The sequence below is a fragment of the Desulfovibrio legallii genome (assembly GCF_004309735.1).
GTDB classification, from domain to species: Bacteria; Desulfobacterota; Desulfovibrionia; order Desulfovibrionales; family Desulfovibrionaceae; genus Desulfovibrio; species Desulfovibrio legallii.
Map to the genome: position 1 here is coordinate 21,188 of NZ_SIXC01000014.1, position 22,877 is coordinate 44,064.

At 63.7% G+C, this 22,877-nt stretch carries 21 protein-coding genes and 1 tRNA gene; 16 read left to right on the forward strand and 6 right to left on the reverse strand.

Translation table 11 applies throughout. From position 1 onward, the window contains the following. The first annotated feature begins 135 nt into the window (after window positions 1-135). The 4 genes from wbaP (at window position 136) to EB812_RS10315 (ending at window position 4,079) form a co-directional block, all read left to right on the forward strand. Window positions 136-1,539, forward strand: a complete 1,404-nt coding sequence (wbaP, locus tag EB812_RS10300; RefSeq protein ID WP_130958253.1) for an undecaprenyl-phosphate galactose phosphotransferase WbaP — start codon at window positions 136-138, stop codon at window positions 1,537-1,539. Next, window positions 1,539-2,663: a glycosyltransferase family 9 protein gene (locus EB812_RS10305; RefSeq protein WP_130958254.1), complete on the forward strand. Its 1,125-nt coding sequence runs from the start codon at window positions 1,539-1,541 to the stop codon at window positions 2,661-2,663. Before wbaP ends, EB812_RS10305 begins: the two co-directional genes overlap by 1 nt. 133 nt (window positions 2,664-2,796) lie before the next feature. Further along, a complete protein-coding gene (gene selD / locus EB812_RS10310; protein WP_130958255.1) occupies window positions 2,797-3,855 on the forward strand; it encodes a selenide, water dikinase SelD in 1,059 nt (352 codons plus the stop codon). Window positions 3,856-3,995: 140 nt separating this feature from the next. After that, window positions 3,996-4,079: transfer RNA gene (locus EB812_RS10315), tRNA-Leu, on the forward strand. A 355-nt stretch (window positions 4,080-4,434) separates the two neighbouring features. Here EB812_RS10315 and lon read toward each other — a convergent pair. The 5 genes from lon to tgt all read right to left on the reverse strand — a co-directional run bounded on the left by lon (window position 4,435) and on the right by tgt (window position 11,959). Then, the gene (gene lon / locus EB812_RS10320) at window positions 4,435-6,879 is read right to left on the reverse strand and encodes an endopeptidase La (RefSeq protein ID WP_130958256.1); all 2,445 of its coding nucleotides are present in this window, start codon (window positions 6,877-6,879) and stop codon (window positions 4,435-4,437) included. 73 nt (window positions 6,880-6,952) lie between these two features. Continuing rightward, the gene (clpX, locus tag EB812_RS10325) at window positions 6,953-8,242 is read right to left on the reverse strand and encodes an ATP-dependent Clp protease ATP-binding subunit ClpX (RefSeq protein ID WP_118229670.1); all 1,290 of its coding nucleotides are present in this window, start codon (window positions 8,240-8,242) and stop codon (window positions 6,953-6,955) included. Window position 8,243: 1 nt separating this feature from the next. Next, window positions 8,244-8,852, reverse strand: a complete 609-nt coding sequence (clpP, locus tag EB812_RS10330) for an ATP-dependent Clp endopeptidase proteolytic subunit ClpP (RefSeq protein WP_118229671.1) — start codon at window positions 8,850-8,852, stop codon at window positions 8,244-8,246. Window positions 8,853-9,113: 261 nt separating this feature from the next. Next, window positions 9,114-10,469 (reverse strand): trigger factor, encoded by a 1,356-nt coding sequence (tig, locus tag EB812_RS10335; protein WP_118229672.1) that lies wholly within the window; start codon window positions 10,467-10,469, stop codon window positions 9,114-9,116. Between the two features lie 353 nt (window positions 10,470-10,822). Further along, window positions 10,823-11,959: a tRNA guanosine(34) transglycosylase Tgt gene (gene tgt / locus EB812_RS10340; RefSeq protein ID WP_118229749.1), complete on the reverse strand. Its 1,137-nt coding sequence runs from the start codon at window positions 11,957-11,959 to the stop codon at window positions 10,823-10,825. 211 nt (window positions 11,960-12,170) lie between these two features. Between tgt and alr the strand changes: the two genes are divergently transcribed. From alr to EB812_RS10395, 11 genes are all read left to right on the forward strand, one after another. Beyond that, on the forward strand, window positions 12,171-13,307 hold the full coding sequence (alr, locus tag EB812_RS10345; RefSeq protein WP_118229673.1) for an alanine racemase: 1,137 nt from the start codon (window positions 12,171-12,173) through the stop codon (window positions 13,305-13,307). A gap of 101 nt (window positions 13,308-13,408) precedes the next feature. Further along, a complete protein-coding gene (gene rpsF, locus EB812_RS10350) occupies window positions 13,409-13,717 on the forward strand; it encodes a 30S ribosomal protein S6 (RefSeq protein WP_118229674.1) in 309 nt (102 codons plus the stop codon). Next, on the forward strand, window positions 13,718-13,981 hold the full coding sequence (rpsR, locus tag EB812_RS10355) for a 30S ribosomal protein S18 (RefSeq protein ID WP_118229675.1): 264 nt from the start codon (window positions 13,718-13,720) through the stop codon (window positions 13,979-13,981). Window positions 13,982-13,991: 10 nt separating this feature from the next. Then, complete coding sequence (gene rplI, locus EB812_RS10360) at window positions 13,992-14,516, forward strand: 50S ribosomal protein L9 (protein WP_118229676.1); 525 nt, start codon at window positions 13,992-13,994, stop codon at window positions 14,514-14,516. Window positions 14,517-14,654: 138 nt separating this feature from the next. Continuing rightward, the gene (gene dnaB / locus EB812_RS10365) at window positions 14,655-16,019 is read left to right on the forward strand and encodes a replicative DNA helicase (protein WP_165450937.1); all 1,365 of its coding nucleotides are present in this window, start codon (window positions 14,655-14,657) and stop codon (window positions 16,017-16,019) included. 460 nt (window positions 16,020-16,479) lie between these two features. Continuing rightward, window positions 16,480-16,746 (forward strand): RNA recognition motif domain-containing protein, encoded by a 267-nt coding sequence (locus tag EB812_RS10370; RefSeq protein ID WP_118229678.1) that lies wholly within the window; start codon window positions 16,480-16,482, stop codon window positions 16,744-16,746. A 419-nt stretch (window positions 16,747-17,165) separates the two neighbouring features. Next, a complete protein-coding gene (locus EB812_RS10375; protein ID WP_118229679.1) occupies window positions 17,166-17,720 on the forward strand; it encodes a hypothetical protein in 555 nt (184 codons plus the stop codon). Between the two features lie 100 nt (window positions 17,721-17,820). Further along, entirely contained in the window at window positions 17,821-18,300 is a 480-nt protein-coding gene (gene ahbB, locus EB812_RS10380; protein ID WP_118229680.1) for a siroheme decarboxylase subunit beta, read from the forward strand. Between the two features lie 12 nt (window positions 18,301-18,312). Next, complete coding sequence (hemL, locus tag EB812_RS10385; RefSeq protein ID WP_130958257.1) at window positions 18,313-19,584, forward strand: glutamate-1-semialdehyde 2,1-aminomutase; 1,272 nt, start codon at window positions 18,313-18,315, stop codon at window positions 19,582-19,584. Between the two features lie 16 nt (window positions 19,585-19,600). Further along, window positions 19,601-20,086 carry a metal-dependent hydrolase gene (locus EB812_RS10390; RefSeq protein WP_130958258.1) on the forward strand — a complete coding sequence of 162 codons (486 nt, stop codon included), beginning with the start codon at window positions 19,601-19,603 and terminating at the stop codon, window positions 20,084-20,086. Between the two features lie 154 nt (window positions 20,087-20,240). Further along, entirely contained in the window at window positions 20,241-21,038 is a 798-nt protein-coding gene (locus tag EB812_RS10395; protein ID WP_130958259.1) for a hypothetical protein, read from the forward strand. 151 nt (window positions 21,039-21,189) lie between these two features. Here EB812_RS10395 and EB812_RS10400 read toward each other — a convergent pair whose 3' ends face one another. Continuing rightward, on the reverse strand, window positions 21,190-21,807 hold the full coding sequence (locus EB812_RS10400; RefSeq protein ID WP_242621273.1) for a peptidylprolyl isomerase: 618 nt from the start codon (window positions 21,805-21,807) through the stop codon (window positions 21,190-21,192). Between the two features lie 290 nt (window positions 21,808-22,097). On the opposite strand from EB812_RS10400, the gene EB812_RS10405 reads away from it, so the two are divergent. Next, a complete protein-coding gene (locus EB812_RS10405; RefSeq protein WP_130958269.1) occupies window positions 22,098-22,805 on the forward strand; it encodes a Bax inhibitor-1/YccA family protein in 708 nt (235 codons plus the stop codon). Window positions 22,806-22,877: the final 72 nt, after the last annotated feature.

Consider the following 22,877-nt stretch of genomic DNA (forward strand, 5'->3'; position numbering starts at 1 on the left):
GCCCGTGGCAAGAACCCCCGGCGACGGGCCGGCCTGCCGCCGTTGCCGTTGCGGCCCAAGCATGGTATAGGAGCTGGCGTTGGCGTGTCGTTGCCATAGCCGCACCACATCCTTCAACCCAACAATCGCCCTGCCATGCACCATCCGCCCTTCTGGGTCCGCGCCTTACGCTTCTGCGGATTTGCGCCGCAAAATGCCCTGCTCTGCCTGGCCGATCTGCTGGCCCTCACGGGCACAGCCCTGGCTGTCTTTTTGCTGCGCGCCGCCTTTGGCGGCGTGGACCCCGTACTCTACCAATGGGTGCTGCCCCTGCTGGTGGTGCTGGGGCCGCTCATGGCCGGGGGCCTGGGCCTCTACCAGCGTATCGGCCTGCCCCCGCACCGCGAGGTGCGCGCCCTGTTCCAGCTCGATTGCCTGCTCTACGGCTGCATTGTGGCCGCACTTTTTCTGTCCAAAACAGGCGACGTCTACTCGCGCATCGTGCTCACGGGCGCCTGGGCCTGCAGCGCCTTTACTCTGCCCTGGGCGCGCAGCCTGTGCCGCCGCCGCTTCGCCCGCTGCTGGTGGTGGGGCAGCCTGCTGGTCATTTTTGACCACGGCGGGGGCGGACGCGAATTCTGGCACTATCTTAAACGCCACCCCGAACGCGACCTCAACCCTGTGGACATCCGCCCCCTGCCCTCCCGGCTGGACGAGCTGCGCGCCCTGTTCTCCTCCACAGCAATCCGGCACCCCGAAGCCATCGCCCTCTTTCTGCAGCCCGCGGGCCAGGAACAGTCGGTGGACTACATAACCGAGGCCAGCCGATATTTTCAGCGCATTCTGGTGGTGCCCGTCTTTGGCGACGGCTTCCGGGTGCACTGGCTCAGTCCGCGCGACCTTGGCCAGGCCGTGGGCCTGCTGGTGCGCCAGAATCTGCGCGACAAACGCCGGCTGCGCTTCAAACGCGGCATGGATCTGCTGTTCTGCACGCTGGGGGCCGTGGTGCTCTTGCCGCTGGGGTTTCTTCTGGCTCTGTGCATCCGTCTGGACAGCCCGGGACCCATCTTTTTTCGCCAGCGGCGCGTAGGCCAGGGCGGACGGGAAATCCGCATTTTTAAATTCCGCACCATGGTGCGCGATGCAGACGCTTTTCTGCAGCGCCTGCTGCAGGAAAACCCCGCTTTGCAGGAAGAATGGAAAGAGGACCAAAAACTCAAAAACGACCCCCGCATCACCCGTGTGGGGCGCATTTTACGCAAGCTGAGTCTGGATGAGCTGCCCCAGCTTATCAATGTGGTCAAGGGCGATATGAGCCTGGTGGGGCCGCGGCCCATTGTGGAAAACGAAGAGGAAAAATACGGGCCCGTCTACGAGGAATATTGCCTGGTCAAACCCGGCATCACGGGCCTGTGGCAGATTTCCGGCCGCAACAATACCTCCTATGCGGAACGGGTGGCCTACGACCACTATTATATCAGCAACTGGTCCGTGTGGATGGACCTCTGGATTCTGGGCAAGACCGTGCCGGTGGTGCTGACCGGCTATGGAGCCTACTGATGGCCGAACGCAGCAACACGCTCCTGCGGCGGCTGGATCGCTGGGCTGGCGTGCCCCTGGCGGCTACCAGCGCCCTGCTGCGCCTGGGCCGCAAACCCGTCGCAGACCCGCCGCAACGGGTAGGCTTTCTTTGCCTGGGGGCCATCGGCGACCTGCTGCTGCTCTCGGCCTGTATCGCCGCCCTGCGGGAACGCCTGCCCCGGGCGACCTTTGTCCTGCTCACGTCGCGCGCCAATGCCCAGGCTGCGGCCCTCGTGCCCGGCCTGGACATAACGGCAGCCTTCGGCGTGCGGCAGGTGCCCGCCATGAGCGCATGGCTGCGCGCCCAGCGGCTGGATCTGCTGGTGGACAGCAGCCAGTGGGCGCGCCTGGGCGCGCTGTTGTGCAATCTTTCCGGCGCGGGCAGCACCGTGGGCTTTGCCACGCCGGGCCAGTGCCGGGCCTGGGGCTACAGCCGCACGGCCCAGCACAGCGACCGACGGCATGAAGTGGAAAATTTTCTGGCCTTGGGCCGCACTCTTTACCCCGACCTGACGGGCGCGCCCCGACTGCAATTGCCGCCGCAGCCGACGACAACAGCCGCCGACCTGCTGGCGCGGGTCGGCGTGACGGATCCGCCGGAGCGCTGCGTCTGCCTGCACATGTGGCCTTCAGGCAGTCAGGCCTGGCTCAAGGAGTGGCCCGCCGCCCATTGGGACGCGCTCATCCGTCGCCTGGCCGAGCGCGGTTTCCGGGTCTGTCTCACGGGCGGACCGGGGGACGCGACGCGCGTCACGGCTTTTTTGCGGGAACACCCGGATTGCCCGGCTGTTTCGCTGGCAGGGACAGGCAGCCTGAGCGACCTGGCCTGCCTGTTTGCCCACATTGCCGCCGTGGTGGCGGTCAACACGGGCACCATGCACCTGGCGGCCCTGACGGGCGCGCCCACAGTGGCGCTTAACGGGCCCACCAATCCCTTGCGCTGGGGGCCCATAGGGCCGCGCGTGCGCAGTCTGCTGCCCCACCGCGGGCCCTGCGCCTACCTGAACCTGGGCTTTGAATACCCCAGGCCGCCCCGGCCTTGCCTGGACGCCCTGCCCGTGGAAGACGTACTGGACGCCCTGCACAGCCTGGAAATTTTCTAGCCGTTTTTGTGCAGCCGCACTTGCCCCGCCGCCGGCTGTGTCGTATTTTTTTCTACACATCTCACTGAGCCGCCGTGCGGCCCTCCCCCTGCAGGCAAGTTCCGTCCTTCACCCCTACCGCCAGGAGACCCTCATGAAACTTTTGGAAAAAGCCCGCGCCGCCGGTTGAGCGGCCAAGCTGGCTCCAGGGGCCCTGGAGCGACTTTTGCGGAACACGCCCGCTTCCGGGCGGCCTGATCTGGAAGCCCGCGTGCTGGCCGGCCGCGCCTGCAACGAGGACGCGGTAGTGCTGCGCGTGCCGCCGGGCCACGCCCTGGTGCAGAGCGTAGACGTGCTCACGCCTGTGGTCAACGACGCCTTTGCCTTTGGCCGCATTGCGGCGGCCAACGCGCTTTCGGACATTTACGCCATGGGCGGCGAACCCTGGAGCGCCATGAACGTGGCCTTCTTTCCGCCCGCCCTGGCCGAGGACGACCCGGAAGGCCTGCTGACATCCATTCTGCGGGGCGGCCTGGACGCCATGAACGAAGCCGGGGCCGTGCTGGCCGGAGGGCACACGGTGCAGGACGAAGAGCTCAAATACGGGCTGGCCGTGACGGGGGTCATCGACCCGGAACACCTGGCCCGCAATGACGGGCTCAGGCCCGGCCAGGTGCTGCTGCTGACCAAGCCGCTGGGCACGGGGGTGCTTTCTACGGCCGTCAAGGCCGGCTGGGACGGCGCTGCGGCAAGCGAAGCCAATCTGGTGCGCTGGTGCGGCCGGCTCAACAGCGTGGGCGGGACGGTGATCCGGGAGCTGCGTCTTTCGGCGGCTACGGACATCACGGGCTTTGGCCTGGGCGGGCACGCCCTGGAAATGGCCCTGGCCTCGCACGTCTGCGTGCGCCTGGTCGCCACGGCGCTGCCTCTGCTGCCCCGCGCGCTGGAGTACGCCCGCGACGGGCTCATCCCGGCGGGCAGCCACCGGAACCGCACGCATTGCGCCTGCCGCACGCGCACGGCGCAGGCCGTGGACGAAGCCCTGGAGAGCCTGGCCTTTGACGCCCAGACCTCCGGCGGCCTGCTGCTGGCCGTGCCGCCCGATCAAGTGGAGGCGGCCCGCGCCTTGCTGCTGGGCGGCGGCGACCTGGCCGCCGTGGTGGGCGAGGTGCTGCCTCCGCGGCCGGACGGTATAGCCCTGCTGCTGGAGTAGCGCACACGCGGCCCGCAGCGGCTTTGTCGCAGCCGCCCCTTATGCGGGTCTGCCGTGCGGCCCAGCCGGAATCTTGTTCCCCCAGCTCCGCTCCGCGTGTCTTGCGACCCGCCGGGCCTTATGGTATGCAAGTTCGCTTCGCGAGAGTGGCGGAATTGGTAGACGCACTGGACTTAGAATCCAGCACCATTGGTATGGGGGTTCAAGTCCCCCCTCTCGCACCAAAGACCACAAGCGCTTGATATACAAGCGGAATATAAAGCCCCCCCATGCTGCAACTCCGGTGGTCAGCATGAGGGGGCTACGTTGTTTGGGTTGCAGGAGGAGGGTGTCATGGAGCCTGCGCCAAAGACAGGGCAAGCGTTTTCTCCAGACCGCTATGCCCCCGTCTTTGAGGTAGAGCCAGATTATTTGTTTTTAAGGGGCGACTAAGGTACGACCGTCGCGGTTCTGTGAGGAAAAAAGTTTTTTGAGGGATGGGGGGTGTGGGGGGAAGGGAACTTTTGTTCACAAAAGTTCCCTTCCCCCCACAAAGCCATACACTTTCTTCCCCCACAAAAAGCTCACGCCGCAACGGCGCTACTGCGCTGGTTGTGGATTGCTGGCCATGCCGTCGAGTTTGGGGGCGCGGAGGGTACGGCAGATGGGTTGTGCCGTGGCGCGGCCGGAAAAGATTTCCTCGGCGGTGGCGTCCAGAGCCTGGGGCAGCACTTCGTCCACGTGGTCCACGAAGACGATCTGGAGGTCTTTGAGCACCTCGTCGGGCACTTCTTTGAGGTCTTTTTCGTTATCGCGGGGCATGAGCACCTTTTTGATGCCGCTGCGCCGGGCTGCCAGCAGTTTTTCGCGCAGGCCGCCGATGGGCAGCACGCGGCCCCGCAGGGATATTTCGCCGGTCATGGCCACGTCGTTGCGCACGGGGATGCCCAGCAGGGCGGAAGTAATGGAGGTGGCCAGGGTGATGCCCGCGGAGGGGCCGTCCTTGGGGGTGGCCCCGGCGGGCACATGGACGTGGATATCCACCTTACGGTGGAAGCGAGGGTCCAGGCCCAGCACTTCAGCGCGGGAGCGCACATAGGAGAGTGCGGCCTTGGCCGATTCCGTCATGACTTCGCCCAGTTGGCCGGTGGTGACCACATGGCCTGAACCGGACATGATGGTCGTTTCCACCAAAAGGATTTCGCCGCCGCGCTGGTTGTAAGCCAGCCCCGCGCACACGCCCACCTGGGGGGCATCCTCGCGCTCGTCGTGGCGGTATTTTTTGACGCCGAGCAAGGTGGGCAGATTCTGGAGCGAAATGTTGACGCTGCGGTCCAGGTTGTTTTCCTCCACGAGGCGGATGGCGGTTTTGCGGCAGAGGGCGGCGATTTCGCGCTCCAGGTTGCGCACGCCGGCCTCGCGGGTATAGGAGCGGATGATCTCCAGCAGAGCCTTGTCGGAAACGCGCAGGTTTTCGGGCCTGAGGCCGTGTTCTTCAATCTGGCGGGGCAACAAAAACTGCCGGGCTATGTGGCGTTTTTCGGTTTCAAGGTAGCTGTTGAGCTCAATAATCTCCATGCGGTCCAGAAGGGGGGCCGGGATGGTGTGCAGGGAATTGGCCGTGGTGATGAAGAAGACCTTGGAGAGGTCGTACTCCAGATCCAGGTAATGGTCCATGAAGGTATTGTTCTGCTCTGGGTCCAGCACTTCCAGCAGGGCTGAAGACGGGTCGCCGCGGTAGTCCGAGGTCATTTTGTCCACTTCATCCAAGCAGAACAAGGGGTTGTTGAATTTTACCCTTTTGAGGGACTGGATAATTTTACCGGGCAGCGCGCCCACATAGGTACGCCGGTGGCCGCGGATTTCGGCTTCGTCGCGCACGCCGCCCAGAGAAAGGCGGATAAAGTCGCGCCCGGTGGCACGGGCCACGGACTTGGCCAGAGAGGTTTTGCCCACGCCGGGAGGGCCCACAAAGCAGAGGATGGGGCCGCGCAGCCCGTGGGAGAGCTTCTGCACGGCCAGGTATTCCAGAATGCGTTCTTTGGGTTTTTCCAGCCCGTAGTGGTCGCCGTCCAGAATGGCGCGAGCTTTTTCGATATCTATGTCAATATCTTTAAGTTCGTCCCAGGGCAGGTCCAGAATCCAGTCCACATAGTTGCGCACCACCGTGTATTCCGCGGCGGAGGAAGGCATGGTGCGCAGTTTTTTGGCTTCGGCCAGGGCTTTTTGGCGGGCCTCTTCAGGCATGCGGCGGGCTTTGAGCTTTTGCTCAATTTCGTCCACTTCGGCCTGGGGGTCGTCCTCGCGGCCCATCTCCTTGTTGATGGCCTTGATCTGCTCGTTGAGATAGTATTCGCGCTGGTTGCGCTCCATCTGGACCTTGACGCGGTTTTTGATGCGCTTTTCCACGGTGGCCAGAGCCACCTCGCCCTGCAGCAGGGCGTAGGCGCTTTCCAGGCGCAGGGTCACATCGTCCAGTTCCAGGGCTTCCTGTTTTTTGCGGTAGTCCACCTTGAGGTGGGGCAGGATGGCGTCGGCCAGGGGGCCGGGTTCGTGCAGGGCCATGATGGAGAGCACGGCCTCCTGCGAAATTTTTTTGTTGGTCTTGCCGTATTCTTCCAGGGCTTCGTGGGCAGCCCGCACCAGGGCCTCGGCCTCTTCTGGGCGACTCTGGATTTCGGCCCGGCGGCGCACCATTACGGTGGCGCAGGCCTCGGTTTCGGCAAGGCCGGACCACTGGGCGCGGAAAAGACCTTCAAACAGCACCTTGATGGTGCCGTCGGGCAGGCGCAGCATCTGCAGCACCTTGCAGACCACGCCCACGGGGGCCAGGTCTTCGGCGGCGGGTTTTTCCAGGTCGGATTCGCGCTGGGCCACCAGAAAAATCTTTTTGTTGTAGTCGGCCTGGGCGGCCTCAATAGCCTTGATGGATGCCTCGCGCCCCACAAAGAGGGGCATGATGGAGCGCGGGAACATGACCACCTCACGCAGAGGCATGAAGGGCAGTTGGGCGCCGGCCGCAGCGTCACGCTGAGTATCGGTCATACGGTTCTCCAAAAAATGAGACTGTCCCCCTGGCTGTGGCGCACGGGGGAGGGGGCGGAAAGCCCCCGTCCCGTCAGGATGCCTTGTCCCCGCCGGCCTGGCCGTGAACGGAAGCGGCTTCGCCTTCGTCGCCGAACAGGAGCACAGGTTCCTTGCCCTTGTCGATGACGGCCTCATTGATGAGGCACTCGCGCACGTTGGGCATGGAAGGCAGCTTGAACATGATGTCCAGCATGGTGCGCTCCATGACGTTGCGCAGGCCGCGCGCGCCGGTTTTACGCTCAATGGCCTTGGTCGCGATGGCCTTGAGGGCGTCGGGGGTGAAGCGCAGGTCCACATTTTCCAGCTCAAAGAGCTTCTGATACTGGCGCACCAGGGCGTTTTTGGGCTCGGTGAGAATGCGCACCAGGTCGGGTTCGTCCAGCTCATCCACATGGGTAATAATGGGGATACGGCCCACAAACTCGGGGATAAGGCCAAACTTGACCAGATCCTGGGGGTGAACCCTGTCCAGCAGCTCGCCCATGGGCATATCCTTGCTGGCACGCACCTTGGCGCCAAAGCCCATGGCCCCGCCGGTCATGCGCGATTCCACAATCTTGTCCAGGCCCACAAAAGCGCCGCCCACGATGAACAGGATGTTGCCCGTATTCATACGGATGAATTCCTGCTGCGGGTGCTTGCGGCCGCCCTTGGGGGGGATGTTGGCCTCGGTGCCTTCAATAATTTTGAGCAGAGCCTGCTGCACGCCCTCGCCCGACACGTCGCGGGTGATGGAAGGGCCGTCGCCCTTGCGGGAAATCTTGTCTATTTCATCAATATAGATGATGCCCTTGCCCGCGGCCTCCAGATCGTAATCGGCGTTCTGGAGCAGTTGGACCAGGATGTTTTCCACATCCTCGCCCACATAGCCCGCCTCGGTAAGGGTGGTGGCGTCGGCAATGGCAAAAGGCACGCGCAGCACCTTGGCCAGGGTCTTGGCCAGCAGGGTTTTGCCGCTGCCCGAAGGGCCCACCAAAAGGATATTGCTCTTTTCCAGCTCCACGTCGTCGCCCAGGGCGTCGGCATAGAACACGCGTTTGTAGTGATTGTGCACGGCCACGGACAGAATTTTTTTGGCTTCGTTCTGTCCGATGACGTACTGGTCGAGCTTGTCCTTGATCTCCTGGGGGGAGAGCAGGCGCTCCGGATTTTCGGGGCTTTCCATCTGGTCGCGGGCAATGATTTCATTGCAGGCCTTGACGCATTTATCGCAAATGCAGGCGCCGTCCTGAACGATGAGGTTACGCACCTCCAGCTCACTGCGGCCGCAGAAAGAGCAGCGCAAAGGCTCGCTTACCGTGGGGGATTTTTTTTTGGGCATATCATTCGCTCTTTTCCTGGGCCATTTCGTGGCGTGAAACGAGCACGCGATCGATAAGGCCCAGGTCTTTGGCTTCTTCCGGAGTCAGAAAATTATCACGTTCCGTAGCCTTGACAACTTCCTTGTAGGGCTTGCCGGTATTTTCCGCCAGCATGCGGTTGAGGCGCTCTTTCAGGCGCAGCACTTCCCGTGCGTGGATTTCAATATCCGTAGCCTGCCCCTGAAAACCGCCCGAAGGCTGGTGGATCATAATCTGGCTGTTAGGCAATGCAAAACGCATGCCGGGTTTGCCGGCCGCCAGCAAAAAAGCGCCCATGCTGGCCGCGCGGCCCATGCACACCGTGGACACCGGTGAGGAGATAAACCGCATGGTGTCATAGATGGCCAGACCCGCCGTCACGGAACCGCCGGGGGAGTTGATGTAAAGATAAATTTCCTTTTCCGGATCCTGCGATTCCAGGAACAGGAGCTGGGCGCAGATAAGCGAGGCCACGGCGTCGTTAACCTCCGAGCCCAGCAGCACGATGCGGTCTTTGAGCAAACGGGAATAGATATCGTAGGCGCGTTCGGAACGGCCGGTAGTTTCAATGACCATGGGGACCAGGGACATGACGACCTCGCTGCGCGGCCCGTCAGGGCCGGATGTGGCGGTTTGCGCCGCCGGAGGATGAGGGACGGCCGGGGCGCGTCCTTTTTTTGCTTCGACCGGGGCCGGGACGCGGAACCCGACGCGGGGAAGGGCCCCCTGAAAAGAGGAAACCTTCCCCGCGCCGCCCGAGAAAATACCTGCTCCGCGCGGATCGCGGGCCACGCGGCCGCGGGCCTTTGCCGCCCGGCCCCGTGCCCCTCCGCGTGGGCTGCGCGCCCGGCCTCAGGCCTGGGCGTCCTGCCCTTCTGCCGGGGTGTCGGCGACGGGCTCGGCCGTGGGTGCGGGCTTGGGCTCCACTTCCGTAACCTTGGCCCGCTCGTAAACCAGGTCCATGGCTTTGTCGGCCAGCAGGCGATCACGCAGAACAAAAATCATGCCGCTGCGTTCGTATTCCTCGCGCAGAGCCTTGAAGTCCTCGCCCGATTCCAGCGCAAAGCGGTAGAGCTGGGTGGAAACCTCGGTTTCGCTCACTTCCAGCCCTTCTTTTTTGGCGATGGAAAGCAGCAGCACTTCGGCACGGGTCAGCTCTTCGGCCTGGGGCTGCAGCTCTTTGCGCAGCTCTTCCATGCTCTTGCCCAAAGCCTGCAGGCTACGGCCCTGACGCTCCAGGCGGGAGGCCATGTCGCCCATGAGGGTGCGCATCTGCGTTTCCACCAGGCTGGGGGGCAGCTCAAAAGTAACCATCTTGAGCATGCTGTCCAGCAAGGATTTTTGCGCGGCGCTTTTGCTCAGCCGGGCGCGGCTCTGGGTATAGCTTTCAGTGATGGCCGCGCGCAGGGCGTCCACCGAATCCTTGCCCAGGCTCTTGGCAAAGTCGGCGTCCAATTCGGGCAGCTTGCGCTCCTTGATGGCGTGCACCTTCACCTTCATGGTGACGGTCTTGCCGGCCAGATCCTTGGCCAGAAAATCGTCGGGGAAGTGAATCTGCCCTTCACCTTGCTGGCCGTAGGGCACAGTCTTGACCAGGGCTTCAAATTCTTCCAGCGCCTGGCCTTCACCCAGGGCCAGGTCAAAATTTTCGGCCTTGATGCCCTCCACGGGCGTACCGTCTTCGGCAAAGGCGGCAAAGTCCAGGGTAACCACCTGTCCGTCCACGGCCGGGCCCGCGCCTTCCACGGGCACCAGCTGGGAGCGCTCACGCCGCAGGTGGGTCAGCACGTCTTCCACTTCTTTGGGGTCGACCGCCACCTTTTCCTGCTCTACCTCAAGGCCCTCGTAGGGCGGCAGGTCAACAGCCGGCAAGGTTTCAAACTCAATGCTGTAGACGTATTCCTTGCCGCGCTCAAAATTTTGGGGCGCGTCCACATTGATACCCGACAGGGGCGTGACGCCCAGCTTCTGCATGACGTCGTTGATGTGGACATTGATGAGGTCTTGGCGGGCCTCTTCATAAATTTTGTCGTGGAAACGCTGCTCAATGACCGAGGCGGGCGCTTTGCCCTTGCGGAAGCCGTCCAGCTGCACGGAGGTTTTGTACAGGGCCACGGTGCCCAGAATGGCCGCTTCCACTTCCTGCGGCCCGGTAGTGATGACGACCTTTTTTTTCACCGGCGAGATGTCTTCGGCGCTGTATTCCACGAGGGACTCCTTTTCGGATGGGATTGTGCGGGTAGGGTTGGGCCTCCGCGCCCGGTCTGCCCGGCTCTGGGGCCGCTCCGGCGCATGAGGCCGCAAGCGGCGCACGCTTTGGCACCATATGCCTTTTCCTCTGGCGAGGCAAGACGACGGGCCGCCTGCAAAGTGCGTGCTTGTACCAATGCCGCGGCAGGGGTGTCAACCGCGCGGCCCTGCCCTGCCCTCACAGGGGAACCGTTTGCCCCGACGCCCAGGCAGGAGAGTTCCGGCATGCCGCCGGCACCGGCCCCCGGCAGACGGCGCCGCCCGGTCCCCATGGGGATACCACACAAAAAAACTTCCCCAGGCCCTGCCCCCTACGCGCCTGCGGCGCGGGCGGCTTCGTCGGGGTAGAGGGCGGCGATGCGGGCCAGATAATCCCCGTAGCGATTCTGAAGGATGGCCTCGCGCGCGCCGCGGACCAGATCCAGAAAATAAGTCAGGTTGTGCAGGGAATTGAGGCGAAAGGCCAGCAACTCCTGACTGGCGAAGAGGTGACGCAGATAGGCGCGGGTAAAGGTGCGGCAGGTGTAGCAGCGGCAGCGGGGGTCCAGGGGGCGGTCGTCTTCGGCGTACTGACGGCGTTTGATGTTGACCTTGCCGTAAGAGGTGTAGAGCGTGCCGTTGCGGGCATTGCGGGTAGGCAGCACGCAGTCGAACATGTCCACGCCGGCGTGGATGCCGGTGACGATGTCCAGAGGGGTGCCCACGCCCATGAGGTAACGGGGCTTGTCCTGCGGCAGGAGGGGGGCCGTATGGTAGAGCAGATCGTACATCTGCGGTTTGGGTTCACCCACGGAGAGGCCGCCGATGGCAAAGCCGTCGAAATCCTGGGCGCAGATTTCTTCGGCCGAGCGCCGGCGCAGGTCTTTGAAAAAGCCGCCCTGCACAATGCCAAAGAGCAGATTGCGGGCCGTGCCCGCCGGGTAGGCGACGCGGGCCCGGCGGGCCCAGCGGGTAGTCAGGGCCAAAGAGCGCTCGGTATAGTCATAGTCCGCGCCAAAGGGCACGCACTCGTCCAGAACCATCATGATGTCGGAATTAAGCGCGCGCTGGATTTCCAGAACTTTTTCCGGGGTAAAAAGGTGACGGGAGCCGTCCAGATGGGAGCGGAACTCCACGCCCTCTTCGTGGATTTTGCGCAGGGAACTGAGGCTGAAGACCTGAAAGCCGCCGCTGTCCGTAAGAATTGACCCGGGCCAGGCGGCAAAGTTGTGCAGGCCGCCGCGACGGGCCACCAGCTCATGACCGGGGCGCAGATAGAGGTGGTAAGTGTTGCCGAGGATGATGGGCGCGCCGATGGCCAGCAGATCGTCCGGGGCCAGGGCCTTGACCGAGCCCACCGTACCCACAGGCATGAAGATGGGGGTAGGCACCGGGCCGTGGGCCGTGTGCAACAGGCCCGCACGGGCCGCGCCGTCCGTGTGTTCCAGGGTAAAGGTGGGGTGCGTCATGGGACTAAGGTAGCCGCAAAGGCCGGGGCCTGGCAAGGGCTCCTTCTTGTGCCTGTGGGGCAATGGGGGTAGAATACCGCTCCACGTTCCGGTTTCGCGGTTTCGCGGTACAAACGGAGAGCCGGCACAGAGGCGCGCGCCGTTTTTCAGGAGCACGCTCCGGTGTGGGCCTCTTCTTTACCTTAAGGATGCATATTCTGAAGGAACACGTATGAGCGAGTGTACTTTTTCCCCTTCCGTATGCCATGTGGACCTGGGGGCCCTGCGGCGCAACTTTGCCCGGCTGGGCGAGCCCGCCGCGCTCATGCCGGTGATCAAATCCGACGCTTACGGGCACGGTCTGGTGCCCGTGGCCCGGGCGCTGGCCGAAGCCGGGGCCCGACGCTTTGCCGTGGGCACGGTGGCCGAAGGCATGGCCCTGCGCGAAGCTGGTCTGCGCCAGAAGATTGTGGTTCTGCTGGGCGCGTTGGACGGCGTGGACTGGCAGGGCGCGGCAGCGCAGGATCTGATCCCCGTAGTGGGCAGTTTTGCGGCTTTGGACAAGGCTTCTGCCCACTGCCACGCGGGGCGCACGCTGCACGTGGCGGTCAAATGCGAGACGGGCATGGGCCGCCTGGGTTTTACGCAGGAAGAGCTGCCCCAGGCTGTGGAACGACTGCGGAACATCCAGGGAATCGCGCCGGTGATGGCGCTTTCACACCTTTCCTGTGCGGATACGCCGGGACAGGAGGACTACACGCGCGGGCAGATGAAACGCTTTGCAGCCATGACGGCCACACTTGGGGACGCTTTTCCCGGCATGGAGCGTTCCCTGGCCAATTCAGCGGCCACCATCGCCTGGCCCGAAGCCCATTACGACGTGTGCCGGCCGGGCATCGCCCTGTACGGCGGCAATCCCTTTGCGGGCACAGCCTGGGAAGACAAAGGCGCGGCGCTGGGCCTGGAATGGGCCATGAGCGTGAGCGCGCCGGTCATCCAGGTGCGGCGGCTGGAAGCGGGCCAGAGCGTTTCGTACGGCCGCCTGTTCACAGCGGAACAGCCCACCGCCGTGGCCGTGGTGGGCATTGGCTACGCCACAGGCTTTGCGAGGGCGCTTTCTACCCGTGCGGCTCTGTGCATCAACGGCCGTCGGGTGTCGCAGGTGGGCCGGGTCTGCATGGGCATGATTATGGCCGACGTGACCGATCTGCCCCAGGTGCGTGAAGGCGACACGGCATGGCTGGTGGGCGGACCGACGCAGCCGGGCCAGCAGCCCGTGACGGTGCAGGATCTGGCCGATACCCTGGGCACCATTTCGTATGAGGTGCTCTGCCTGCTGGGGGCCACCAATCCCCGCCTGTATGTCTGAGGCGGCTTTTCCCCTTGACAGCGCGCGCAAAGGGGTTGTACAAAATTCGTTCCTTGCTCGCGCCCTGCGGCGCGGGCTGCCAATCCATAAGGAGAATCAGAATGCGGAAATTTGAAACCCTGCTGCTCCTTTCGCCGGAGCTTTCCGCCGAAAACCGCGAAGGCGTGCTCAGCACGTTGACCGCGGTGGTGGAACGCGAACAGGGCGTCATCACGAACATGGACCACTGGGGCATGCGCGACCTGGCCTACCCCGTGCGCAAACTTATGCGCGGCTACTATGTGCGTATGGAGTATGAAGGCCCGGCCGCGCTGGTGGCCGAGCTGGAACGCAACGTGCGCATCACCGACGGCATCTTCAAGTTCGTGACCGTCAAGCTGGCCGAAGAAGAGGCCGGGGAGGTTGCCTAAATGGCTTTTAAAAAGAGATTCGCCCCGCGCCGCAAGTTCTGCCGCTTTTGCGCCGACAAAGAACTGCCCCTGGACTACAAGCGCCCCGACGTCCTGCGCGACTTCATTACAGAGCGCGGCAAGATCATCGCCCGGCGCATCACGGGCACCTGCGCCCACCATCAGCGTCTGCTGACCCGCGAAATCAAGCGCGCCCGCCAGATGGCCCTGCTCATCTACACCGCCACGCACGATTCCGGCGTCAAGAAAAAGAGCACCATCTAAGGAGGCGCACATGAAACTTATTCTTCGCGCCGACGTGGAAAATCTCGGCAACCTTGGCGACGTGGTTGAAGTCAAGCCCGGTTACGGCCGCAATTTTCTGCTGCCCCAGGGCCTGGCCATGGTGGCTTCTCCGGCTAACCTCAAAGTTTTTGAGCAGGAACGCAAAAAGCTGCAGGCCCGTATGGACGCCCTGCGCGCCGATGCGCAAGGCCTGCAGGCCCGTCTGGAAGCCCTGGACGTGGTCATTCCCATGCATGTGGGCGACAACGACAAGCTCTACGGCTCGGTGACCTCCACCATCATCGGCGACGCTCTGTCCGCCCTTGGCGTGGAAGTGGACCGCCGCCGCATTCTTATGGACGCGCCCATCCGCACCCTGGGCGAGCATCCCGTGCGCGTGCGCCTGCACGCCAGCGTCATCGCCGTGGTGCCGGTGAAGGTTATCTCCGACCACCAGCCCGAGGTGGAGGAAGAACCCGCCGAACCTGCCGCTGACACCGACGAAGCCTCTGCGGACGCTTCCGCCGCCCAATAAGGGTGCGGCGTGTCCGGCTCTTATGATAATATGAATAGTGCCCCCGGCCCCCAGGCCGGGGGCACGTCGTTGCCGGGGGGCGCCCCCGCGCGTGAGCAGCCCCGCGTCAACCGCACGGTGGAACGCGCCCAGCAGGATATGGTGCGCCGCGTACCGCCCCACAGCGTAGAGGCGGAACAGGCCGTGTTGGGCGGCATCTTGCTGCGGCCGCAGCTTTTGCACATTCTGGTGGGCCAACTGGCCCCGGAAGACTTCTACCTGCCGGCGCACGCGATCATTTTTCAGGCCATTCTGGACCTCTACCGCAAATCCGCGCCCATCGACCTGCTTTCTACGGCGGAACAGCTCAAAAACGGCAACCGGCTGGAAGACGCCGGCGGGGCCGTGTATCTGGGTGAGCTGGCCCAGGCCGTGGTTTCCGGCGCCAATGCGGAATACTACGCCACCATTGTGCGGGACAAAGCGCTGCAGCGCGGGCTCATTGAAGCCTGCTCCCGCATCATTGCCAACTGCTACGACGCCTCCCGCGAGGTAGGCGACCTGCTGGATTCCTCGGAGCAGGCAGTCTTTGCCATTTCGCAGCGCACGGTAGGGCGCGACTTTACCCCCACCCGCGAACTGCTGGACAAGGTCTTCGACAACCTTTCCAAACTGGCCGATGCCCGCGACGTCATCACCGGCGTCACCACGGGCTACACCCGCCTGGACAAGCTCACGGCGGGGCTGCAGCCCTCGGACCTGATCATTGTGGCGGCCCGGCCCAGCATGGGCAAGACGGCCTTTTCCATGTGCATGGCCCTGCACGCGGCCGTGCGCCAGGGCGTGTCTGTGGCCGTTTTTTCTCTGGAGATGAGCAAGGAACAGCTCATCCAGCGCATGCTGGCCGTGTGGGGCAAGGTGGACCTTTCCAAACTGCGGCGGCCCTCCCTGCTTACAGATGAAGACTGGCAGCGCCTTTACGAGGCGGCGGACGTAGTGGCCCGCGCGCCCATCTATATCGACGACACCCCGGCCCTGAGCACCCTGGAACTGCGCGCCCGCGCCCGCCGCCTCAAGGCGGAAAAAGGCCTGGGCCTCATTGTGGTGGACTATCTGCAGCTCATGCGCACCAGCCGCCGCACGGATTCGCGCGAACTGGAAATTTCGGACATCTCCCGCTCCCTCAAGGGCTTGGCCAAGGAACTCAACGTCCCCGTGGTGGCCCTGGCCCAGCTCAACCGCAAGGTGGAAGAACGCGGCGACAAACGCCCCATGCTCTCGGACCTGCGCGAGTCCGGCGCTATTGAACAGGACGCGGACGTGATCATGTTTGTGTACCGCGACGACGTCTACAAGTTTCAGAAGCCCGCCGAACGCCCGCCCCAGGGGCTGGCCGAAATCATCATCGGCAAGCAGCGCAACGGCCCGGTGGGCGTGGCCGAGCTCATGTACATCTCGCCTTACACTTCCTTTGAAGACATCTCTCCGGACTGGACCCCGCCCCCTTCGGAAGGCGGGGCGTAGGCCCCTCCCCCCAGCGAGTTCCAATTTTTTTCATGAGCCCCGGACGCCTGCCCGTCCGGGGCTTTTTTCTGCACAGCGCGCAGCATGCCTCTGGTGCAGTGCCTGCGTGCTGCCCCCTAATTGAATATTCAAACACTCTAGTAGCACTTATATTTTCCAAGGAAAAAGCTCTGTTTTTATGCAACACCGTATTGTCATTTTTTTCACCACAAGCTGCACCGAGCGCCATTTATTAATATAATTATTTAATATAACTAATTTTAATGTTAACTTTTGGTCTCATACAGCTTTCTGGGGTAGCGTGCGGCATCGCGCAAAAAAGCGCGCAATGCTAACTTTTTTTGTGCTTTCATTGACAATCCCGCAAAAGCGTGCTTTGGTTACACCAAGGGCCGCGTGCCGGTGATACGTTTTGCCGGAATATCGCGCGGGAAGATTGTTTTTTTTGCGAGGGTGTTTCATGTCCAAGTCCATCTATGTCGGGAACCTTCCCTGGTCCGCCACTGAAGAACAGGTTCAGGATCTTTTTGCCGAATACGGCAACGTTCTGTCCGTCAAACTCATCAGCGACAGGGATACCGGCCGTGCCCGCGGCTTTGGTTTTGTGGAAATGGAAGACGGCGAAGCCGATTCCGCCATCGAAGCGCTGGATAACTTCAGCTTCGGCGGCCGTACGCTGCGCGTCAATGAAGCAAAACCCCGGGCGCCCCGCCAGCCCCGCTACTAGAACCCGCACAGGCAGAACAACGCCCTCTTTGCGGGGGCGTTTTTTGTCGCGTTGCGTCCCCCCGCAGGCTTGCACCTGCACAGCCCTTTGACCGCGGCGGGCAGGCTACGTACCGACTGTCACATCCCGGTTGTCGCCAGCCCGCCTCACCGCGTTCGCCGGAAACGACCCCCCGCGTTCACGCCGCATTTTTTATGGCGCACCCCCGGTTGTCGCCGCCCCACCTTGCCTGGCGCACACCGCCGCTTCCCACCCTGCTTCCGGCTTCGGCCGCCGCAACGCCCCGCCGCCGCGGGGCGTGATTTTTTGCCGCGTTGCCCGCCCCGCCTTGCCCAAGGGCGCTTTTTTTGCGAAGATATCCCCATACGTTTTTACCGCGCCCTTCCGGGCCGGCACAACCACCCTCCGAGGAGGCCCGCATGCTCAACCCCAAACATTGTGTGCTCTACAGCGGCGGCGCCGCGGGAACCGAACAGTTTTTCGGGGCCCTGGCCGAAAGCTGGGGCATGGAAGAGGTGAACTACAGCTTTGAAGGCCACCAGATCGAACGTAGCCGCGGCGTGCGCGTGCTGACGTCCGAAGAGCTGGCCCTCAAGGACGTCAGCCTGACCTACGTCTCCCGCCTCATGAGCCGCGAGTACACGCGCGCGCCCCTGTTCCGCAAAGTTTTGCAGTCCATCTGCTGGCAGGTGAGCAGCGGCGACCAGATCGTGGTGGTGGGCGCCGTGCAGCCCGACGGCACCGTCAAGGGCGGCACGGGCTGGGGGGCGGAATTCGCCAAAATCTGCAACAAACCCCTGCTGGTCTTTGACCAGCCCAAAAATTCCTGGTTTGTCTGGCAAAAAGACCACTGGACCGCCGCGACGGACCCCGTCGTTGAGTGCGCCCACTTTGCCGCCACCGGCACCCGCTTTCTGGAAGACAACGGCCGCGTGGCCATCCAGAACCTTTTTGCCCGCTCCTTTTCCCGCTGACGCAGCGCCTTACGGGCAACGGCCACCGCACGCGGCCGCTGCCCGCAAGGCGCTGCAAAAAAGCCAAGCCCTTTTATCCCCCTCAGGATGGAGCAGCCACATGGCCCAGCAGTTCACCCCGGCGGAATACAGCGTGCTGCGCATCGTGCAGGCCGACCTGCCGGACAGCCTGACCCCCTATGCCGATATGGGCCGCGAGGCCGGCCTGAGTGAAGCGGCCGTGCTGGAGCTGCTCGCCCGCCTCAAAAAAAGCGGAGCTATCCGTCGCTTCGGCGCCAGCATCAAGCACCAGAAAACCGGCTGGACCCACAACGCCATGGTGGCCTGGAAAATCCACCCCGATGCCGTGGACGCCTGCGGTCAGACTGTGGCCCGACACCCCCACGTCTCCCACGCCTACTACCGGCCCAGCGCCGCGCCCGACTGGCCCTACGAGCTCTACACCATGGTCCACGGCCGTAGCGAGGCCGAATGCCTGCAGGTGGTGGAAGAACTCATGCGCGATACCCCCCTGCGGGAGCACGCCATCCTGCGCAGCCTTAAAGAACTCAAAAAAATTTCCATGACCTACTTTGCCTGAAAGGAATCCCTCATGGACCAACGCTCCCAAGAACTGTGGCGGCGCGCCTGCGCCGTCATCCCCGGCGGGGTCAACAGCCCCGTGCGCGCCTGCCACAATGTGGACAGCCTCCCCCTGTTCATCGCCGAAGCCCACGGCTGCCGCCTCACCGACGTGGACGGCCGCCAGTTTATCGATTTTGTCCTCTCCTGGGGACCCATGATCCTGGGCCACGACGAGCCCTCGGTGACCGAAGCCGTGCGCGCTGCCGCAGGACGCGGCACCAGTTACGGCGCGCCTTGCCCCGATGAGGTGCTGCTGGCCGAAGCCGTGACCGCCGCCATGCCCAGCCTGGAGATGGTCCGCATGGTCAATTCCGGCACCGAGGCCACCATGAGCGCCCTGCGCCTGGCCCGTGCCGCCACCGGCAGGGACAAGGTGCTCAAATTTGTGGGCTGCTACCACGGGCACGCCGACCCCTTCCTGGCCGCCGCCGGCTCCGGCCTGGCCACCTTTGCCATCCCCGGCACGCCCGGCGTGCCCGCGGCCGTGGTGGCCGACACCCTGCTGGCCCCCTACAACGACCTCGCAGCCGCCCAGGCCTGCTTTGCCGCCCACGGCGAGCAGATTGCCGCCGTCATTGTGGAGCCCGTGGCCGCCAACATGGGTCTGGTCCTGCCCAAGCCCGGTTTTCTGGAAGGCCTGCGCGCTCTGACCCGCGAGCACGGCAGTCTGCTCATCCTGGACGAGGTCATCACCGGCTTCCGCCTGGCCTACGGAGGAGCACAGGCCCGCTTCCACCTGGACCCGGACCTGACCACCTTCGGCAAAATCATCGGCGGCGGCCTGCCTGTGGGGGCCTTTGGCGGCAAGCGCCGGTACATGGAACAGATCGCGCCCAGCGGCGGCGTCTACCAGGCGGGCACGCTTTCCGGCAACCCCTTGGCTATGGCCGCCGGGCTGGCCACCCTGCGCCTGCTCAAAACCGCCGACTACGCCGCACTGGAAGCCCGCACCGCCGCCTTTGCCCATGAACTGCAGCGCATCCTGGCCGCCAAAAGCGTGCCCATCCAGGTGCCCACCATCGCCTCCATGTTCTGCCCTTATTTCAGCGAACGTGAAGTCACCTGCTTTGCCGACGCCCAGGCCTGCAACCAGGCCCTGTTCACCACCTTTTACAAGCAGATGCGCCATCAGGGCATCTACCTGGCCCCGTCGGGCTTTGAGACGGGCATGGTTTCCTTTGCCCATACGGACGCGGACTTTGACAAGGCCCTGGAGGCTGCGCGCGCCGTACGTTTTTAACCCCTCTCGGGCTCCTATGAAGTGGATTACTCACGAGGCCACGGCCGTGCTGGCGGCCGTGGCCCTGCATTTCCCCTTGCCGGGAGTGGCCGCCGCCTGCGCCGGGGCCATCCTGCCCGACGTGCTGGACCAGAGCATGGCCCGCCTGGCGTCCACTAGGCGGGGACGACAAAGAATCTTCAACGCTGTGCACCGGGGCACCACCCACTGGCTGGGCTGGTGGCTGCTGGGCTGCGCCCTGGCCCTGCTGCCCGCTGTGCTGCCCACACTGCCGGCGGCCCTGCGCCCCGTGTTGCTGGGCCTGTGCTTTGGCGGCCTGAGCCATGTGCTGCTGGATATGCTGACCCCGGCGGGCGTGCCCCTGACGCCCTTTTCACGCAAACACAAACTCTCTCTCAAGCTCTGCGCCACAGGCAGTCTGGGAGAGTATCTGTTCCTGACCGGCGTGCTGGCCGTTGGGTGGCTGTTCTGGGGGAAGGATCTGCTGCGGCTGCTGGGATAGAGCCTGGCAACGCTGCAATTGCCCTGACTCTGGAGGACTTGCCGCGTGTGCCGCCCAGGAAAAACGTCTTTTTGAAGGACAGGAGCGCGGGGGCAAGGCGTTCGCGCAAAAGTTTTCCCCCCGTCGCCGCCCTTTCCCTTGCCAAGGAGCCCGCATGCTGCTCAAAATTCTGCTTACGCCGTTGTTAATTCTGTTATGTGCCGGGGTAACGCGGCGCTGGGGAACATTTCTGGGTGGGGCGGTGGCGGGCCTGCCACTTATTTCCGGGCCCACGTCGTTTTTTTTGACCCTGGAGCAGGGCCCGGCCTTTGCAGCGGCGGCCTCCTACAACACCTTACTGGGGGTAGTGGCCTGCGCGGCCACGGCGCTGGCGTATCCTTGGCTGGCCGTTTGGGGGCTGCCCTGGTTTGGGGCTTTGCCCCTTTCACTGGCAGGTTTTTTCGTCACGGGTTGGCTGGTGTTGGGTTTGCCGCACGCGCCGTGGCTGGCGGTGGTTTTGGCGCTGGCCATGCCGGTGGGCATTCTGGCTCTGCTGCCGGCCGCGCCGCAGGGGCCGCCGCCCCCGCCGCACCCTTTGGCCGCCCGGCTGCGCTTGCCTCTGCAAATGGCCTGGGGGGCGGCGCTGGTGCTGGGCGTCACGGCCGCCGCGCAACGGCTCGGTCCGGGCTGGAGCGGCGTGCTCATGTTTTTTCCGGTCATGATCTGCGCCATCGTGCCCTTTGTGCACGCTTCCGGCGGCCCAACGGCCGTGGTGCGCATCATGCGGGGCTTTATGGCGGGCTGGTTCGGCTGCATTGCCTTTGCCGTGGTCATCATGGCCGGGGTGGAGCGTCTGCCGCTCTGGCCCTGCTACACCCTGGCCGCCACGGCGGCCCTGGTCACAGGCGCGGGCGTGACCCTGCAGGAGGAACGCCGCTTTGGGGCCGCCGTACGCGGCAAAGAGGCGCGCTGAGTCCGGGGAAGGGGCCGGACCGCAAAGGCCCGGCCCTGTGGCGCAGCCTTCACCTGCAGCCAGCACTGTTGTCTTTGCCCGTAACTTCCTGCGTCGTAACGGCTGAAGCCACGCTTGTGCCTCCACAGCGGGCTTCGGCTTACGCACCCGCCTATTCCACAACTTCGGCTTTTTTGATGAGAATGGTCTGCGCGGGCACGTCGTCGTAATAGCCCTTGCGTCCGGTGCTTACGGCGGCGATTTTATCCACCACGTCCTGGCCCTTGATGACCTTGCCAAACACCGCGTAGCCCCAGCCCTGGGCGGTCTGGTTCTTGAAGTCCAGGAAGGCGTTGTCCTTCACATTGATAAAGAACTGGGCCGTGGCCGAGTGGGGTTCGCCGGTGCGGGCCATGGCGATGGTGTATTTTTTGTTTTTCAGACCGTTGTCCGCCTCATTGCGGATGGGCGTGCGGGCTTCTTTCTGTTTCAGGTCCGGGGTAAGGCCGCCGCCCTGGATCATGAAGTTTTTGATGACGCGGTGAAAGACCGTGCCGTCATAGAAACCCGACTTCACATACTGCACAAAGTTGGCCGTGCTGATGGGGGCCTTGCGGGCGTCCAGGCGCAGCACAATGTCGCCCATGCTGGTTTCCAGCCGCACCGTGGGGTCCGGGGCCGCCGCCCGCGCCGGGGACGCGGCGTTCAGGCCAAAGCCCGCCGTCAGCAATGAAAAGCACACTGCGAGCACCATGCGGCGMAACGTCGTGCCGGAAAAAATTCTGCGCATATCCACTCCTTGGTTTTTCTGTTGGGGCATCTGCGCCCGCAGCGCGGGCGTGCGTCATGGGTAGCACGGGGCCGTTGCCGCCCGCAAGCGTTCGCGGGCACTGCAAAGGCGCGGCACGGGCGGCGCAGCCCCGCCCCGGCGCGGGGCCGTTGGCGCAAAGCACTTGCTAATTGCGGCACAAGTCATATATACAGAACATGAAACCCTGCGGAAAATTCCGCCGCACACGGGCGCGTTTGCCCGCGCGGGGGGCGTCCGGTTTGCGTTTCCAACCCTTTTCGGAGGATATGATGTCCATCAATACCCGCAGTGTCGCCCAGAGCGGCGTCAGCAGTGTCGCTTCCCTCTACATGCGTCAGGTCTACCAGTGGATGACCGCCGGTCTGGCTCTGACCACTGTGGTGGCTTACGCTGTAGCCACCTCGCCGGCGGTGCAGGCGGTTCTCTTCGGCAACACCCTGATCATGATTTTGCTGCTGGTGGCCCAGTTCGGCCTGGTCATCGCCCTTTCGGCGGCAGTGCACAAGATGTCCGCAGGCACGGCCACAAGCCTGTTCCTGCTCTATTCAGCCGTGACCGGGGCCACGCTTTCGTCCATCTTCGTGGTCTACCCCATTGCCTCCATCGCCAACGCCTTTCTGGTGACCACAGGCACCTTTTTGGCCATGAGCGTTTACGGCACTGTGACCAAACGCGACCTCACCTCCATGGGCAGCTTTCTGTTCATGGGGCTGATCGGCCTGGTCATTGCCATGCTGGTCAATTTGTTCCTGCGCAGCACCATGATGGACCTGATCATCAGCTGCATCGGCGTGCTCATCTTCACCGGCCTTACCGCCTATGACACGCAGAAGCTGCGCCAGTTCGGCACCGCCGCCCCCCTGGAAGACGGCACCGCCGTGCGCCGGGGAGCCATTTTGGGCGCGCTGACCCTGTACCTTGACTTTATCAACCTTTTCCTCATGATGTTGCGCCTCTTTGGCGGCAACCGCGAGTGAGCGCATAACGCGCCTTAAGAGTTTTGCTGCGGGGGTGAAAGGCCTGGCCTTTTGCCCCCGTTTCGTGCTCCC